The organism is Leeia aquatica (assembly GCF_012641365.1).
GTDB classification, from domain to species: domain Bacteria; phylum Pseudomonadota; class Gammaproteobacteria; order Burkholderiales; family Leeiaceae; genus Leeia; species Leeia aquatica.
In genome coordinates, this window is record NZ_JABAIM010000001.1 from 1,132,059 (window position 1) to 1,144,664 (window position 12,606).

Annotated in this window: 14 protein-coding genes; 4 read left to right on the plus strand and 10 right to left on the minus strand. The window is 59.2% G+C overall.

Translation table 11 applies throughout. From position 1 onward, the window contains the following. Nucleotides 1–19: 19 nt before the first annotated feature. From rpsB to HF682_RS05890, 9 genes are all read right to left on the minus strand, one after another. The gene (rpsB, locus tag HF682_RS05850; RefSeq protein ID WP_168876275.1) at nucleotides 20–760 is read right to left on the minus strand and encodes a 30S ribosomal protein S2; all 741 of its coding nucleotides are present in this window, start codon (nucleotides 758–760) and stop codon (nucleotides 20–22) included. Nucleotides 761–970: 210 nt separating this feature from the next. After that, entirely contained in the window at nucleotides 971–1,855 is an 885-nt protein-coding gene (locus HF682_RS05855; RefSeq protein WP_205881913.1) for an NAD(P)-dependent oxidoreductase, read from the minus strand. A 45-nt stretch (nucleotides 1,856–1,900) separates the two neighbouring features. Beyond that, entirely contained in the window at nucleotides 1,901–2,695 is a 795-nt protein-coding gene (locus tag HF682_RS05860; protein WP_168876276.1) for a transporter substrate-binding domain-containing protein, read from the minus strand. Nucleotides 2,696–2,768: 73 nt separating this feature from the next. Continuing rightward, the gene (gene lpcA / locus HF682_RS05865) at nucleotides 2,769–3,353 is read right to left on the minus strand and encodes a D-sedoheptulose 7-phosphate isomerase (protein ID WP_168876277.1); all 585 of its coding nucleotides are present in this window, start codon (nucleotides 3,351–3,353) and stop codon (nucleotides 2,769–2,771) included. Between the two features lie 27 nt (nucleotides 3,354–3,380). After that, nucleotides 3,381–4,430 (minus strand): low-specificity L-threonine aldolase, encoded by a 1,050-nt coding sequence (gene ltaE / locus HF682_RS05870; RefSeq protein ID WP_168876278.1) that lies wholly within the window; start codon nucleotides 4,428–4,430, stop codon nucleotides 3,381–3,383. A gap of 65 nt (nucleotides 4,431–4,495) precedes the next feature. After that, complete coding sequence (locus tag HF682_RS05875; RefSeq protein ID WP_168876279.1) at nucleotides 4,496–4,942, minus strand: GNAT family N-acetyltransferase; 447 nt, start codon at nucleotides 4,940–4,942, stop codon at nucleotides 4,496–4,498. A gap of 7 nt (nucleotides 4,943–4,949) precedes the next feature. Beyond that, the gene (locus HF682_RS05880; RefSeq protein ID WP_168876280.1) at nucleotides 4,950–5,279 is read right to left on the minus strand and encodes a DHCW motif cupin fold protein; all 330 of its coding nucleotides are present in this window, start codon (nucleotides 5,277–5,279) and stop codon (nucleotides 4,950–4,952) included. A 40-nt stretch (nucleotides 5,280–5,319) separates the two neighbouring features. Beyond that, the gene (locus HF682_RS05885; RefSeq protein WP_168876281.1) at nucleotides 5,320–6,207 is read right to left on the minus strand and encodes a DMT family transporter; all 888 of its coding nucleotides are present in this window, start codon (nucleotides 6,205–6,207) and stop codon (nucleotides 5,320–5,322) included. After that, complete coding sequence (locus HF682_RS05890) at nucleotides 6,204–7,118, minus strand: PhzF family phenazine biosynthesis protein (protein WP_168876282.1); 915 nt, start codon at nucleotides 7,116–7,118, stop codon at nucleotides 6,204–6,206. Before HF682_RS05890 ends, HF682_RS05885 begins: the two co-directional genes overlap by 4 nt. Nucleotides 7,119–7,231: 113 nt before the next feature. Between HF682_RS05890 and HF682_RS05895 the strand changes: the two genes are divergently transcribed. Together HF682_RS05895 and HF682_RS05900 are read left to right on the plus strand one after the other, a co-directional pair. Then, complete coding sequence (locus tag HF682_RS05895; protein WP_168876283.1) at nucleotides 7,232–8,689, plus strand: aminotransferase-like domain-containing protein; 1,458 nt, start codon at nucleotides 7,232–7,234, stop codon at nucleotides 8,687–8,689. Nucleotides 8,690–8,700: 11 nt separating this feature from the next. After that, nucleotides 8,701–9,171 (plus strand): hypothetical protein, encoded by a 471-nt coding sequence (locus HF682_RS05900; protein ID WP_168876284.1) that lies wholly within the window; start codon nucleotides 8,701–8,703, stop codon nucleotides 9,169–9,171. Between the two features lie 21 nt (nucleotides 9,172–9,192). Here the strand turns inward: HF682_RS05900 and alr are convergent, their stop codons facing one another. Further along, a complete protein-coding gene (alr, locus tag HF682_RS05905) occupies nucleotides 9,193–10,257 on the minus strand; it encodes an alanine racemase (RefSeq protein ID WP_168876285.1) in 1,065 nt (354 codons plus the stop codon). A gap of 99 nt (nucleotides 10,258–10,356) precedes the next feature. On the opposite strand from alr, the gene HF682_RS05910 reads away from it, so the two are divergent. Both HF682_RS05910 and HF682_RS05915 read left to right on the plus strand, forming a co-directional pair. Continuing rightward, entirely contained in the window at nucleotides 10,357–11,016 is a 660-nt protein-coding gene (locus tag HF682_RS05910; protein WP_168876286.1) for a DedA family protein, read from the plus strand. 280 nt (nucleotides 11,017–11,296) lie between these two features. Continuing rightward, nucleotides 11,297–12,595, plus strand: a complete 1,299-nt coding sequence (locus HF682_RS05915) for a hypothetical protein (protein ID WP_168876287.1) — start codon at nucleotides 11,297–11,299, stop codon at nucleotides 12,593–12,595. Nucleotides 12,596–12,606 lie beyond the last annotated feature (11 nt).

The following is a 12,606-nucleotide window of genomic DNA, read 5'->3' on the forward strand; positions in this document are numbered from 1 at the left end:
GTGTGTTCTGGCGTCCGCTTTATTCGGCGTCTGCGGCAACTTCCACCAGTTCTTCCTGGCTGGAGACCAGCTCCTTGATCACCTGGTTGCGGCCTTCGAGGATGGCATCGGCCACGCCACGGGCGTACAGGCGAATCGCACGGCTGGAATCGTCGTTACCCGGGATCACGTAGTTCACGCCTTCCGGGGAGTTGTTGGAGTCAACCACACCGATCACCGGGATGCCCAGCTTGTTGGCTTCCACGATGGTACCCTTCTGGTAGCCCACGTCCACCACGAAAATGGCGTCCGGCAGGCCACCCATTTCCTTGATGCCGCCCAGGCTCTTTTCCAGCTTTTCCTGCTCGCGACGCATGTCCAGCAGTTCTTTCTTGCCGTACTTTTCAGAGGCTTCGCTGCTCAGCATGGCTTCCATGTCTTGCAGGCGCTTGATGGATTGCTTGACGGTCTTGAAGTTGGTCAGCATGCCACCCAGCCAACGCTGGTCCACGAACGGGGCGCCAGCGCGTGCAGCTTCTTCAGCCACGATCTCGCGGGCTTGACGCTTGGTACCGACGAACAGCACCTTGCCACCGTTTGCCGACAGGGTGCGCACGAACTTCAGCGCGTCCTCGAACATCGGCAGGGTCTTTTCCAGGTTGATGATGTGAATCTTGTTGCGGTGACCGAAAATGAACGGGGCCATTTTCGGGTTCCAGAAACGGGTCTGGTGGCCGAAGTGGACACCGGCTTCCAGCATATCGCGCATGGTAACGGACATTGTAATACTCCAATGGGGTCAGGGTTAAATACCGCCATCCGCGGGACTTACACGCGCAGCCGAAGCTGGCGCACCCTTGTTCATCGCGGATGTGAGGATTCGCTGATCGCGTCTGGCGGGATGGCCAACAAAAACACGATCAAGCTAACCAAAGATTCTAGCACGGGTTCGCCCCTTCACTCAAGTCAGGAATGAACCCGCGTACGCCGATCAGGAGGCCGGTTTCGAGAAACGGTCTACCAGATGGTAGATGGCCGATGAATCCAGCTCCCCCTCCCCGCTGCCCACCAGTGCATTGAGGTATTGCAGCACCTGGGCTGACAGCGGCAGGCCCAGATTCAGGGCCAGCGCCTCGGCCATCACGATGTTCATGTCCTTCTGGTGCAGACGCCCTTTGAAGCCTGGCTTGAAGTTATCGTCCAGCATGCGCTGGCCATGCACCTCCAGCACCTTGCTCTGGGCAAAGCCCCCCAGCAGCGCTTCGCGCACCTTGGCCGCATCCACGCCTTGCCGTTTGGCAAAGGTCATGGCCTCCGCCACCGCCAGCACCGTGCCACCAATCACGATCTGATTGCAGGCTTTGGCCACCTGGCCGGCCCCACTACCCCCCACGTGGGTGATGGTCTTGCCCATGTGCTGGAACAGCGGCAACGCCCGCGCAAAGGCCTCCGCCTCGCCGCCCACCATGATGGTCAGGGTGCCATTGATGGCGCCGACCTCGCCCCCGGACACGGGCGCGTCCAGCAGCTGCACCCCTTGCTGCGCCAGTCGGGCCGCGAAGGCTTGCGTCTGTGATGGCGAGCTGGTGCCCATGTCCACCACCACCAGCCCGGGCCGGGCACCCTGGCTGATACCCTGATCGCCAAACAGCACCTGCTCGACATCCGGCGTATCCGAGACATTGATGAACAGCACATCCACACACGCCGCGAGGGCCGCGGGTGAGGATGCCACTCCGGCCCCGGCCGCCTGCAGGGGCGCAGCGGCTTCCGGGCGACGGGCATACACCGTGACCGGCACCCCGGCTTTCAACAAATTGAGAGCCATGGGTCGCCCCATGATGCCCAGTCCTACGCACCCTGCTTGCACACGCATGTCCAGCCCTTTCCAGGTTTTGTCGGGGCCGGAGCTTGGCCAGCCTCAGTTACGAATGGTAAAGAAGCGCATCATCGGCATGCTGGAGTTCGGACCAAACCAGCGATCAAAGATTCGTTTGGCTTCGCCGGTATTCTCCATGTCCAGCAAGGCATCGTTGACGGCTTTCAGCAGCTTTTTCTCACCTTTGCGCATGCCTACGCCGTACGACTCAAACGTAATGGCGGTCGACATGATCTCAAACTTGCTGCGGTTGCTCATCTTGCCCAGCAAACCGGCCAGAATCGGCTCATCGGTCGATATGGCATCCAGCTGGCCGGCTTGCAGCATGCGTACCATTTCCGGGTAATCTTCATTCGGCATCACCTGCGCTTCCGGCATCTGCTTGCGCAAGGTCTTTTCCGAAGTCGAGGCATTTACCACCCCGATGCGTGCACGGTTCAGCTCTTCCACACGCTGATACTTGCCGGCAGCCACCAGAAACTTCTGCCCGGTGACAAAGTAACCCAGGCTGAACTCCAGCAAGCGCTCCCGCTCCGGTGATTTGGTAAAGGTGGCAATCACCAGGTCCACCTTGCGCTCTTGCAGGAAAGGGACGCGATCGTCCGGGTTCACCGTCCGGAACACCGGCTTGACGCCCAGCCGCTTGGCAATACCCAGCGCGAAGTCGATGTCGTAACCGCTGACGGTGCCCTTGGCCTTGTCATACACCCCAAATGGTGGCGAGGCGTCTTTCACACCAATCACCACCTCCTGCTTCTGCAAGATGCTATCCAGATCATCGGCCCGCGCCACCAGACCCAGGCACAGCAGCAAAACCGCCCACAAACGCATTTTCATGGCAAACCCCCTGTCGGTGTGTAGCAGCAACCACACCTTCCCACCCCTGAGGGATTACCGGTGCAGCTGTCTGCTATTGACTATAGTCCATACCGTGCTCAACCCAGTCGATCAGACTGTGAATGACCTTGATATGGATCTCCTGGGTGCGATCCGCATAGCCAAAGTGCGGCACGATGACTTCTACATCGCAACGCCCCTTCAGCTTGCCGCCATCCTTGCCCAGCAGGCCGATTACCCGCATCCCGCGGGCCTGTGCGGCCTCCACCGCCCGCAGCACATTGGCTGAATTGCCGCTGGTAGTGATCGCCAGCAGCACATCCCCCGCGCGGCCAAACGCCTCGACATGTCGCGAAAAAATGTGCTCAAAGCCGTAATCATTGCCCACGCAGGTAATGTGTGACACATCCGATATCGCCATGGCGGGCAGGCCTGGTCGATTATCCCGGTAGCGCCCGCTCAGCTCTTCGGCAAAGTGCATGGCATCACAATGCGAGCCGCCGTTACCGCAGGCAATCACCTTGCCACCGGCGCGGAAGCAGTCCACCAGCAGGTCGCCCGCTTGCTCCACCGAGCGGATGAAGGCGGGGTCTTCCAGTACCTGGGTCAATAGCGCATGCGCTTCAGCCAGGTGGGACACAATACGGGATGCAGTCATCAAACAACCTCAACAAACAATTCAGGCTCAGGCCCGGGATTCAAAAAACTGGCGGGCAATGCGAATGGCCGCATCCACCTGGCTGCGGTCCACATCCAGATGGGTCACCCAGCGTTGCAAGGTGGTACCGGTAATCAGGATGCCATGCTGCAGCAGATGAGAGGCAAACGCTTCGGCCACTGCCGGAGGCACCCGCACGAAGACAATATTGGTTTGCGGTGGCGTCACCTGCAGGCCAGACAGGCTGCCCAAACCTTCGGCCAGCCGCTCAGCGTGGTAGTGATCCTCACTCAGGCGTTCGACATGGTGTCGCAGCACATATTCACCCGCCGCCGCCAGGATGCCCGCTTGCCGCATGCCACCGCCCAGCATCTTACGCCAGCGACGGGCCTCGCCAATAAAGTCACGCGACCCCAGCAACAGGGAACCCACCGGCGCCCCCAGTCCTTTGGAGAGGCAGATCGACACCGAGTCGAAATGCCCGGCAATCTCGGCAGCAGGCACACCCAGCTTCACCGATGCATTGAACAGGCGCGCGCCATCCAGATGCAGGGACAGGCGACGTTGCCGCGCCAGCGCCTCCACCTCGGCCAGATAAGACATCGGCAACACCCGCCCGCCGATAGTATTTTCCAGTGCCAGCAGGCGGCTGCGGGCAAAGTGGTAATCATCCGGTTTGATGGCGGCCGCGATGTCCGCCAGCGCCAGTGTGCCATCCGGCTGATTGAGAATGGGCTGCGGCTGGATGCTGCCCAGCACCGCAGCACCGCCGCCTTCGTAACGATAGGTGTGCGCTTCCTGCCCCACCAGATACTCGTCGCCGCGCTGGCAGTGTGTCAGCAGGCCGATCAGGTTGGTTTGCGTTCCCGAGGGGGCAAACAGGGCAGACTCAAAACCCAGCATGTCGGCAGCAAACGCCTCCAGCCGGTTGACAGCGGGATCATCGTGGAAGACATCATCCCCCACCTCCGCATCGTGCATGACCTTGCGCAAAGTCGCTCCGGGCCGGGTGACGGTATCACTGCGGAAATCGGCCACGATGGCATGTTGGGAAGCGGTATTGGACTGCGGGTACATGCAAGGCTCCTGATCAGATGCGGCATGGAAGGATCAATTGTACGGCAAGCGGGCAGCATTATTGATCACGCTTGTCGATAAAGGCTCAGGTCACGCTTTTCCATGACATTGGCGGGTGCGGCTGTCGCCTCAAAACCAAAGCGCCGATACAGCGTGTGCGCATCGCGTGTGACCAACATCATGCGGCGTAGCTGTTGCAGCCGTGGATGGGCCAGAACCCCCTGCATCATCCATTGCCCAAGCCCTTGCCCTCGACACTCGGCCCTCACCACCACGTCGGCCAGGTAGGCAAAGGTGGCGTAATCGGTAACTGCACGGGCAAAGCCCAGCTGCACACCATTGCGATACAGGCCAAAGCAGAGCGAGTGCTGCAGCATGCTGTCAAACCGTTCAGCAGGCAGCCCCGGTGACCAGTAAGCCTCTTCGGACAATTCATGGAAGAGCCAGGCCCGGTCAAGCTGCGCGGGGTCTGTACTCAGCAACAAGCCATCTTGCTCGACAACATAGTGCATATGGGGCTCAATCCACAATAAACAAGGTCGCACCCACCGCCGTACTGGAGCGGTGCGCTTCTGCCTGGTCGGCCACCTGATAGCTCATGCCGGGGCGCAGCACAAACCGGCGGCCGTCCTCCAGCTCGGTTTCCAGCTCGCCCTGCAGACACAGCAGGATATGCCCCTTGCTGCACCAGTGGTCGGCCAGATAGCCGGGGGTATAGCGCACCATGCGCACCCGGATCTCACCGAAGCGGCAGGTTTTCCACCAGGCCTCGCCTTGTTCGCCCGGATGCCGGGTTTCCTCGATAGCGGACCAGTCTGTTACACCAAACGGAATATCATGCATCTGCATCCGTACTCTCCCAAGCCTTGTGTGACAACCCCACACCCCGTCAGGCGGAGCGGCGCCCCAGCGCCACACACACCACCACCGCCAGCGCCACCAGCCACATCACCGGCGGCACATGCTCCCTTAACATCAACGCCGCCAGCAGCAAGCTGAAGAAAGGCTGTAACAACTGTACCTGCCCCACCCGGGCAATACCCCCCACCGCCAGACCACGATACCAGGCAAAAAACGCAAGGAACATGCTGATCAGGCTGACATAGGCGAAGCCGCCCCAGGCCACACCGGACACGGCGTGCAACGGGCGGGTATACCATACCGGCCACAACAGAAAGGGTAATGACATCACCAGCGCCCAGCAAATGGTTTGCCAACTCCCCAGCGTGCGCGCCACCCGGCCACCTGCCACATAGCCCAGTGCACCGATCCCGACCGCCAGCAACATCAGGCCATCCCCCCAGCTCAAACGCCAACCCGCACCACTGTGCGCGCTACGCCACAGGGCAAAGCCGACCACCAGACCACTCCCCAGAATCGACCACCACCAGAACGCCCTGCGCGGACGCTCTCCGGTCAGCCAAGCCGCAAGGACCGCCGTCGCCAGTGGCAAGGTGCCATTGATGACCGAAGCCTGCGATGAGGTCACATATTGCAGCGCCAGTGTAGAGAACACCGGAAAACCCAGCACCACACCGATCACCACTCCGGCCAGCCATCCCCATTCGCGGCCCTGTGGCCAGCGGCTGCGATGCCACAACAGCAACAGGATGGACAGCACCGCTGCAACCAGCGCACGCCCGAGACTGATGAACCACGGATTCAGGTCCACCACCGCCAGCTTGGTCATCGGCAATGAACCGGCAAAGCCGATCACCCCCAGCAGACCCCAGCCCATACCACCCCAGCCTTGGGTGGATGGTTGTTGTGTACTCATCGTAATTGCCCCTGCATGATCGGCACCGCTCCGCCACCCACCATCGGCGGCAACACCCTGCCCTGTTGTTTTCGTCCGGTCAGGTGCAGCACGCTGAAGCGGCCCATGTCCTCGCCCTGATGCAAGGTCCAGCGCCATTCACCGTCCGCTACCTCCTGCTGGCTTGCCAGCCAGCCGGCCAAGCTGGACGCAGCCCCACCGGTGGCGGGGTCTTCCATAGGCACATCCCGTTCCATCCACATCATTCGTGCCGCGTAGACCCCATCCTGCTGCGGGACATAGCCCAGCACCCCATCCGGCGCAAACGCAAACAGCTTGCGCCATGCCGGATCGTAATACCGATGCCAGGCATCGGCCTGCAAGCGCAGGCGTGACAAGGCCTCGCGGCTGCTCAAGGCCACCAGCAGGTAAGGCATGCCACAGGACACCATGACCGGCGCCACGCCCGGCGGGAAATCCCCCTCATCCAGTGCCAGCAGTTCAGCCAATTGTGCGGGTGTCAGCGAGACCGGCAGCACCGTCGGCACCTCGGGTGCCGTCAGCCGTGCGGACTGCACCTGTCCGTTCTGAACCGAGAACTGTACCGGTACAGGCCCTGCCATCGTCTGCAAGGTACGGGTAGCCCCGTCCTCCAGAGTCCCTAACAGCCCTTGCCAGGCCAGGTGCAGGGCGGCCCCAATAGTGGGGTGTCCCGCAAAGCGCATTTCCAGGCTGGGGGTGAAAATGCGCAAACACCAGGCGCAGCCCGCTTCCGTGGCGGCTTGCAAGAACACGGTTTCCGAGTAATTGAACTCACGGGCAATCTGCTGCATGGTGGCCTCATCCAGCCCGTCGGCAGCAGACACCACCGCCAGCGGATTGCCGCCAAAACGTCGGTCGGTAAACACATCGTAAGTATGAAACGTCTGCATGGCGCCTGCCTTCGAGGTACATTTGGCTTCATGGTAGGTGAAAGCAACTTGACGGTGTCAGGTACAGTTGGCCTACAATCAAGGTTAACTGTACCGGTAAAGTGACCCTGCCAATGTTTGCCCTGCCTGAAGTCAGCTCCGAGCGTGATACGCCTCTGGTCGAGCAGATCGTGGACCAGATCACCCGCAATATCGACCAGAAGACCTGGCATGCCGGCATGCGGCTGCCGTCGATCCGGCAGCTGGCGCAATCGCTGACAGTGAGCAAATTCACCGTAGTCGAGGCCTACGACCGGCTGGTGGCGCGTGGCTATCTGGATTCCCGCCGTGGTGCGGGGTTTTTTGTGGCTCACCGCAGCAAGCCGGTGCAGCAGCCGGAAGCCGAATCTCCGGTAGAACGTGCAGTGGATACCGTGTGGCTGATGCGGCAAATGCTGCTGTCTGATAACGACATGCTGAAAGCGGGCTGCGGCTGGCTGCCAACCGACTGGCTGATGACCGAAGACATCCGCCGCGCACTGCGCACCTTGTCACGCACGCCGATGCTGCGCCCCACCTGCTACGGCCTGCCGGCAGGCTATTTGCCGCTGCGGCAGCAATTGCAGCAGAAGCTGGCTGACATCAATATCGACGCCCGCCCCTCGCAGATTCTGCTCACCGCAGGCGCGATGCCAGCCATCGACCTGATCCTGCGCTACTTTCTGCGCCCCGGCGATACAGCACTGCTGGACGACCCCAGCTACTTCAATTTCCGTGGCAACCTCAAACTGCACGGCGTGACCTTGCTGCCGGTACCGCGCACCCCACAAGGGCCAGACCTGCAGGTACTGGAGCGTCTGGTGCTGGAGCACCGCCCGCGCATCTACCTGACCAACAGTGTGCTGCAAAACCCGATGGGGACCAATATCAGCCCCGGCGTCGCGTTCAAGCTGCTGAATCTGGCGCATGCGCATGATTTCTACATCATCGAAGACGATATCTACGCCGACCTGCTTAATGAGCCCAGCTCGCGGCTGGCCGCGCTGGACCAGCTGCAGCGGGTCATTTACGTTGGCAGCTTCTCCAAAACGTTGTCGGCCAATTTCCGGGTCGGTTTCATCACCGCCCAGCGTGACCTGATCCAGGAGCTGGCCGACCTCAAGCTGCTGACTGGCATCACCAGTTCGGAAGGCGTCGAGCAAGTGGTCTACCAGCTGCTGACCGAAGGCTTCTACCGCAAGCATGTGGACCGGGTGCGCGGCAAGCTGGCGCAGGCGATGTCGCGGGTACGGCCTGCGCTGGCACGGCTGGGCTGTGAGGCCGTGGCCGAGCCCGCAGGCGGCATGTTCATCTGGGCCAGCCTGCCACCGGGGGTGAATGCCTGCGATCTGGCGGCCAGCGCGCTGCAATCCCACATCGTACTGGCGCCGGGTAACCTGATGAGTGTGGCCAGCAATGCCAATCGCTTCATGCGCTTTAACATTGCCCACTGCAATGACATGGTGTTTGACCGGCTGGGACGGCTGCTGGAGGGCTGCACCACACCGCAGCCGGTGCTGCACGGTGCTACAATGCAGGCAGTCCTTGCCTGAACGGAGTTGCCATGCGCCTGCCAGCCCTGTTGCTGATGCTCACCAGCCTGCCCACGCTGGCCGTAGACCTGCGCAACAATCTGATCGACCTGCCGCCCAAGAGCAAGCTGGTACTGACCCTGCCGGTGGAGATCAAGGCGGACCTCGCCTTCACCATCCTGGGGCGCAACGAAAACAACAACTGCTATCTCGGCTCCGCCCCCGAGCGCCCGGTTGCCGGACAGGCGCCGCGCTTTCAGGCCAGCAGCAGCGACCGTAAATTCAAGGTCGGCAGCAAGTTCACGGTGCGCAAGGTCAGCGGCTTTCGCTCTGGCAAGTCCTACCAGGGCTACACCGTCACCCTGGGCAACACCAAGAACGACGGGGTGATGGTATTGTATCTGGAGCAGACCGGACCATCGGTTGGTTTTACCTCCATCCAGAGCATGCTGCGTGAATGTGGCAACAAGCTCACGGTAGAAGACCCGGCACCCGGGCAGTAAGTTTCAAACAGGAACGCACCCCTAGACCGGGCAGCGCGGCACCCGGGCAGACACCGCGGTGAGCAGCTCATAGCCCAGGGTGCCTGCCGCCACCGCCACCTCATCCACCGGCAACTGCGTCCCCCACAGCTCGACCTCAGTGCCCACATCGGCGTCCGGGCAGCCGCTCAGGTCCACCGTCAGCATGTCCATCGACACCCGGCCCACCAGCTGGCAGCGACGCCCCCCCACCAGCACTGGCGTACCCGTGGGGGCATGGCGCGGGTAGCCATCGGCATAGCCGCACGCCACCACACCAATGCGCATCGGGTACTCCGCCACCACGGTTGCGCCATAGCCAATGCTGCCGCCGGGCTCAACATGCTGCACGGCAATCAGCCGACTGAGCAGGCTCATCACTGGCCGCAAGCCCTGGCTGGCCGCAGAAGCAGCTCCGGAGCGTGCGCCATACAGCATGATGCCGGGCCGTACCCAGTCTGCATGGGTGTCCGGATGTGCAAGGATGGCAGCCGAATTGGCCAGGCTCACCGGCAGCTGCATACCCTCGGTTTCCATCAGGAAGGTCACCAGCTGGGCCGCCACCCCGTCCGTTTCGTCCGCCGTTGCAAAATGGCTCATCAGCGTGACCCGGCCCACCTGCGGCCAGCGGGACAACTGCTGCACCACCTCACGGTATGGCCCCGGCGGAAACCCCAGCCGGTTCATGCCGGAGTTCAGTTTCACCCACACATCCAGCCGCAGCGGCAACCAGGCCTGCTGCAGCCAGGCCAGCTGCTGTGTACTGTGAATCACCGGCGTCAGCTGGTGTTCGGCCAGCAGGGGCAGTTCATCTGCGGTGAAGTACCCCTCCATCAGCACGATGGGGCGGCGCTCCCCTGCCGCTCGCAAGGCCAGCGCCTGCTCCAGCTCCAGCACCCCCAGCGCATCGGCCTCTTGCAGTGCGCTTGCCACGGTCTGTACGCCATGGCCATAGGCATCGGCCTTCAACACCGCCAGCACCTTGCTGGCTGGCGCCAGCGCGCGCACCTGCCGCAGGTTGTGCTGCAAGGCAGCGGTATCAATCCGGGCAAACAGGGGACGGTACATCAACAGGTTTCCTCAAAAAACAGCGCTGTCATACGGCTGTGCTATTATACGCCGACCTGTGACCGCAGCCGGAATCAACTGTTCCGGCATGACCCTTGAATGGATATTCTGCAAACCCTGCTGGACCTGTTTTCTGGCGTCAGCTCTCACCCTTACTTTGCTTATATCGCGGTGTTTTCCGTGCTGCTGCTGTGCGGCTTCGGGGTGCCGATCCCGGAAGACATCTCGCTGGTTGCCGGTGGGGTGATGGCCGGTTTGGACATGGCCAATGTGCACATCATGTTTCTGGTCGGGCTGGCTGGCGTACTGGCAGGTGACACCATCATGTTCGTGGTCGGCCGCATCTATGGCGAACGCGTGCGCCGCTTCCGCATCGTGGCCCGCTATCTGACACCGGAACGCTACGAGGCCGTACAGGACAAATTCCACAAGTATGGCAACCGGGTGATGTTTGTCGCCCGCTTCCTGCCGGGCTTGCGCTCCCCCATCTTCCTCACCGCCGGCATGACCCGCCGCATTTCCTTCTGGCGCTTTATTGCGGCAGACGGCTTTGCCGCGCTCATCAGCGTGCCGATCTGGGTCTACCTCGGCTACTACGGCGCCGACAACCGCGCCTGGCTGATGGAGCAAGTCCATGCTGGGCAGCGCGGCATCCTGCTGGTTCTCGCCGTACTGCTGGTAGCGGTCGCTTGCCTGTGGTGGCGCAAACGCAGCAAAGCACGCGCCACCCTGCCCGATGGTACAGCCGGTACCGACTAAGCCAAATTTCGGCCTTGCATTCCCATACCGGGGGAGCTATACCCAAACCTGAGTAGGCTTGTGTCTCCTCATTCCCCCTGAAACCCGCCGCCAAGGCGGGTCTTTTTTTGGGGATAGCATCATGTCACATCACGCGATAGCTCACATTCGGCTGTTGCGTACTGAGACTACAGTTGATTAAATACGAAACATCCACATACTCGACAGAAATTTTCTAACTAAATTGTCATGGCATGTGCTTTCTTATAAGCACAGCAAAACAACATCTTTCGGGGCCGCAATGAAACGCACACAAGATGTCTTTGGAATGTCAAGCTTGATTCTTCCAGATTCATACGTGGATCGCGGAAGCCTTGATGGCATACTTACACTCCTGACCAAGAGAAATATTCACGTAGCGATTCGAGGACCATCAAAATGCGGGAAGTCATGGCTTCGCCAAAAAGTGACACCTAATGCCTTAGTTGTTCAATGCAGGCACGGATTCACCAACATCAATATATATGAGACAGCACTAGCTCAATTAGGCATTGAACTTCCAAAAGAATCAATAATCAGGCATGGATCAAAAGAACAAAAAGAAGGGAGTATCACCGCAGGCAACGACCTTATAGGCAAACTCTCCGCAAAAGCCACGATAGATACCCAGACTGAGTCCTCAAGAAAGACCGAGGCGGTTGGACTAGACGTTAATAACTTGCAGTTGGTTGCGAAAGAAATAGTCAAATCTGGCAGAAGACTGATCATTGAAGATGTTCATTATCTCTCAACTGAGCAAAGAGAAGCCTTATCTTTTGACTTAAAAGCCTTATGGGATCTAAATTGCTTTGCAACAATAGTAGGCGTCTGGGGAGACGCCAACATGTTTGTAAGCTTGAACACTGACCTGAGCGGAAGGCTAGAAGAAATTTCCATAGAATGGTCTATCGAAGAGTTGTTCTCTATTATCGAAAACGGATCTAGGTCATTAAATATTCAAATTTCAAAGAAAATACAAACATCATTAGTTGGTGATGCTTTTGGAAATGCGGGTCTACTCCAAATCTTGCTTTTAAAAACCCTTGACGAATTCAAAATCACTCAGACCCAACCGCACTCCAAAAGACTTGAGGACACCTCTAAATACAAAGATGCGGCAATGCATGTAGCCGAGCAACTAAATGCAGTTTACCTAACATTTGGAGAAAGGGTTGCCAAAGGTATTAGGCATAGGAATGATTCGACCGGCATATATGCTCACGCCATGGAGGCAATTATCAAAGCCCCTGATAAACTCCATATGAGCGGAATCCCCGTTGATTATATATACGAAAATTCCATTAAACGGCAACCTAGAATACAAAAGTCAAATTTGAAAACAATTCTATCAAAAATAGATAGTCTTCAAGTTGACAATCACGGACGAGGATTGGTCGTCACTTATGATCGTGACAAAGAATGGGTTTTAAATGTAGATAGGCAATTATTGTTCTACAGAAAATACCAGACTGCTCAATGGCCTTGGGAAAATTTAATTTCAGCAACCGTTCAGCAGCAATTAACATCAAACAATGATCCACAATTAGATTTAGATTTTTAGCTCGATAACAT

What these genes read in the sequence shown, in the direction of transcription:
- rpsB (WP_168876275.1), bottom strand. Translation starts at nt 760, where the DNA reads ATGTCCGTTACCATGCGCGATATGCTGGAAGCCGGTGTCCACTTCGGC.
- HF682_RS05855 (WP_205881913.1), bottom strand. Translation starts at nt 1,855, where the DNA reads ATGCGTGTGCAAGCAGGGTGCGTAGGACTGGGCATCATGGGGCGACCC.
- HF682_RS05860 (WP_168876276.1), bottom strand. Translation starts at nt 2,695, where the DNA reads ATGAAAATGCGTTTGTGGGCGGTTTTGCTGCTGTGCCTGGGTCTGGTG.
- lpcA (WP_168876277.1), bottom strand. Translation starts at nt 3,353, where the DNA reads ATGACTGCATCCCGTATTGTGTCCCACCTGGCTGAAGCGCATGCGCTA.
- ltaE (WP_168876278.1), bottom strand. Translation starts at nt 4,430, where the DNA reads ATGTACCCGCAGTCCAATACCGCTTCCCAACATGCCATCGTGGCCGAT.
- HF682_RS05875 (WP_168876279.1), bottom strand. Translation starts at nt 4,942, where the DNA reads ATGCACTATGTTGTCGAGCAAGATGGCTTGTTGCTGAGTACAGACCCC.
- HF682_RS05880 (WP_168876280.1), bottom strand. Translation starts at nt 5,279, where the DNA reads ATGCAGATGCATGATATTCCGTTTGGTGTAACAGACTGGTCCGCTATC.
- HF682_RS05885 (WP_168876281.1), bottom strand. Translation starts at nt 6,207, where the DNA reads ATGAGTACACAACAACCATCCACCCAAGGCTGGGGTGGTATGGGCTGG.
- HF682_RS05890 (WP_168876282.1), bottom strand. Translation starts at nt 7,118, where the DNA reads ATGCAGACGTTTCATACTTACGATGTGTTTACCGACCGACGTTTTGGC.
- HF682_RS05895 (WP_168876283.1), top strand. Translation starts at nt 7,232, where the DNA reads ATGTTTGCCCTGCCTGAAGTCAGCTCCGAGCGTGATACGCCTCTGGTC.
- HF682_RS05900 (WP_168876284.1), top strand. Translation starts at nt 8,701, where the DNA reads ATGCGCCTGCCAGCCCTGTTGCTGATGCTCACCAGCCTGCCCACGCTG.
- alr (WP_168876285.1), bottom strand. Translation starts at nt 10,257, where the DNA reads ATGTACCGTCCCCTGTTTGCCCGGATTGATACCGCTGCCTTGCAGCAC.
- HF682_RS05910 (WP_168876286.1), top strand. Translation starts at nt 10,357, where the DNA reads ATGGATATTCTGCAAACCCTGCTGGACCTGTTTTCTGGCGTCAGCTCT.
- HF682_RS05915 (WP_168876287.1), top strand. Translation starts at nt 11,297, where the DNA reads ATGAAACGCACACAAGATGTCTTTGGAATGTCAAGCTTGATTCTTCCA.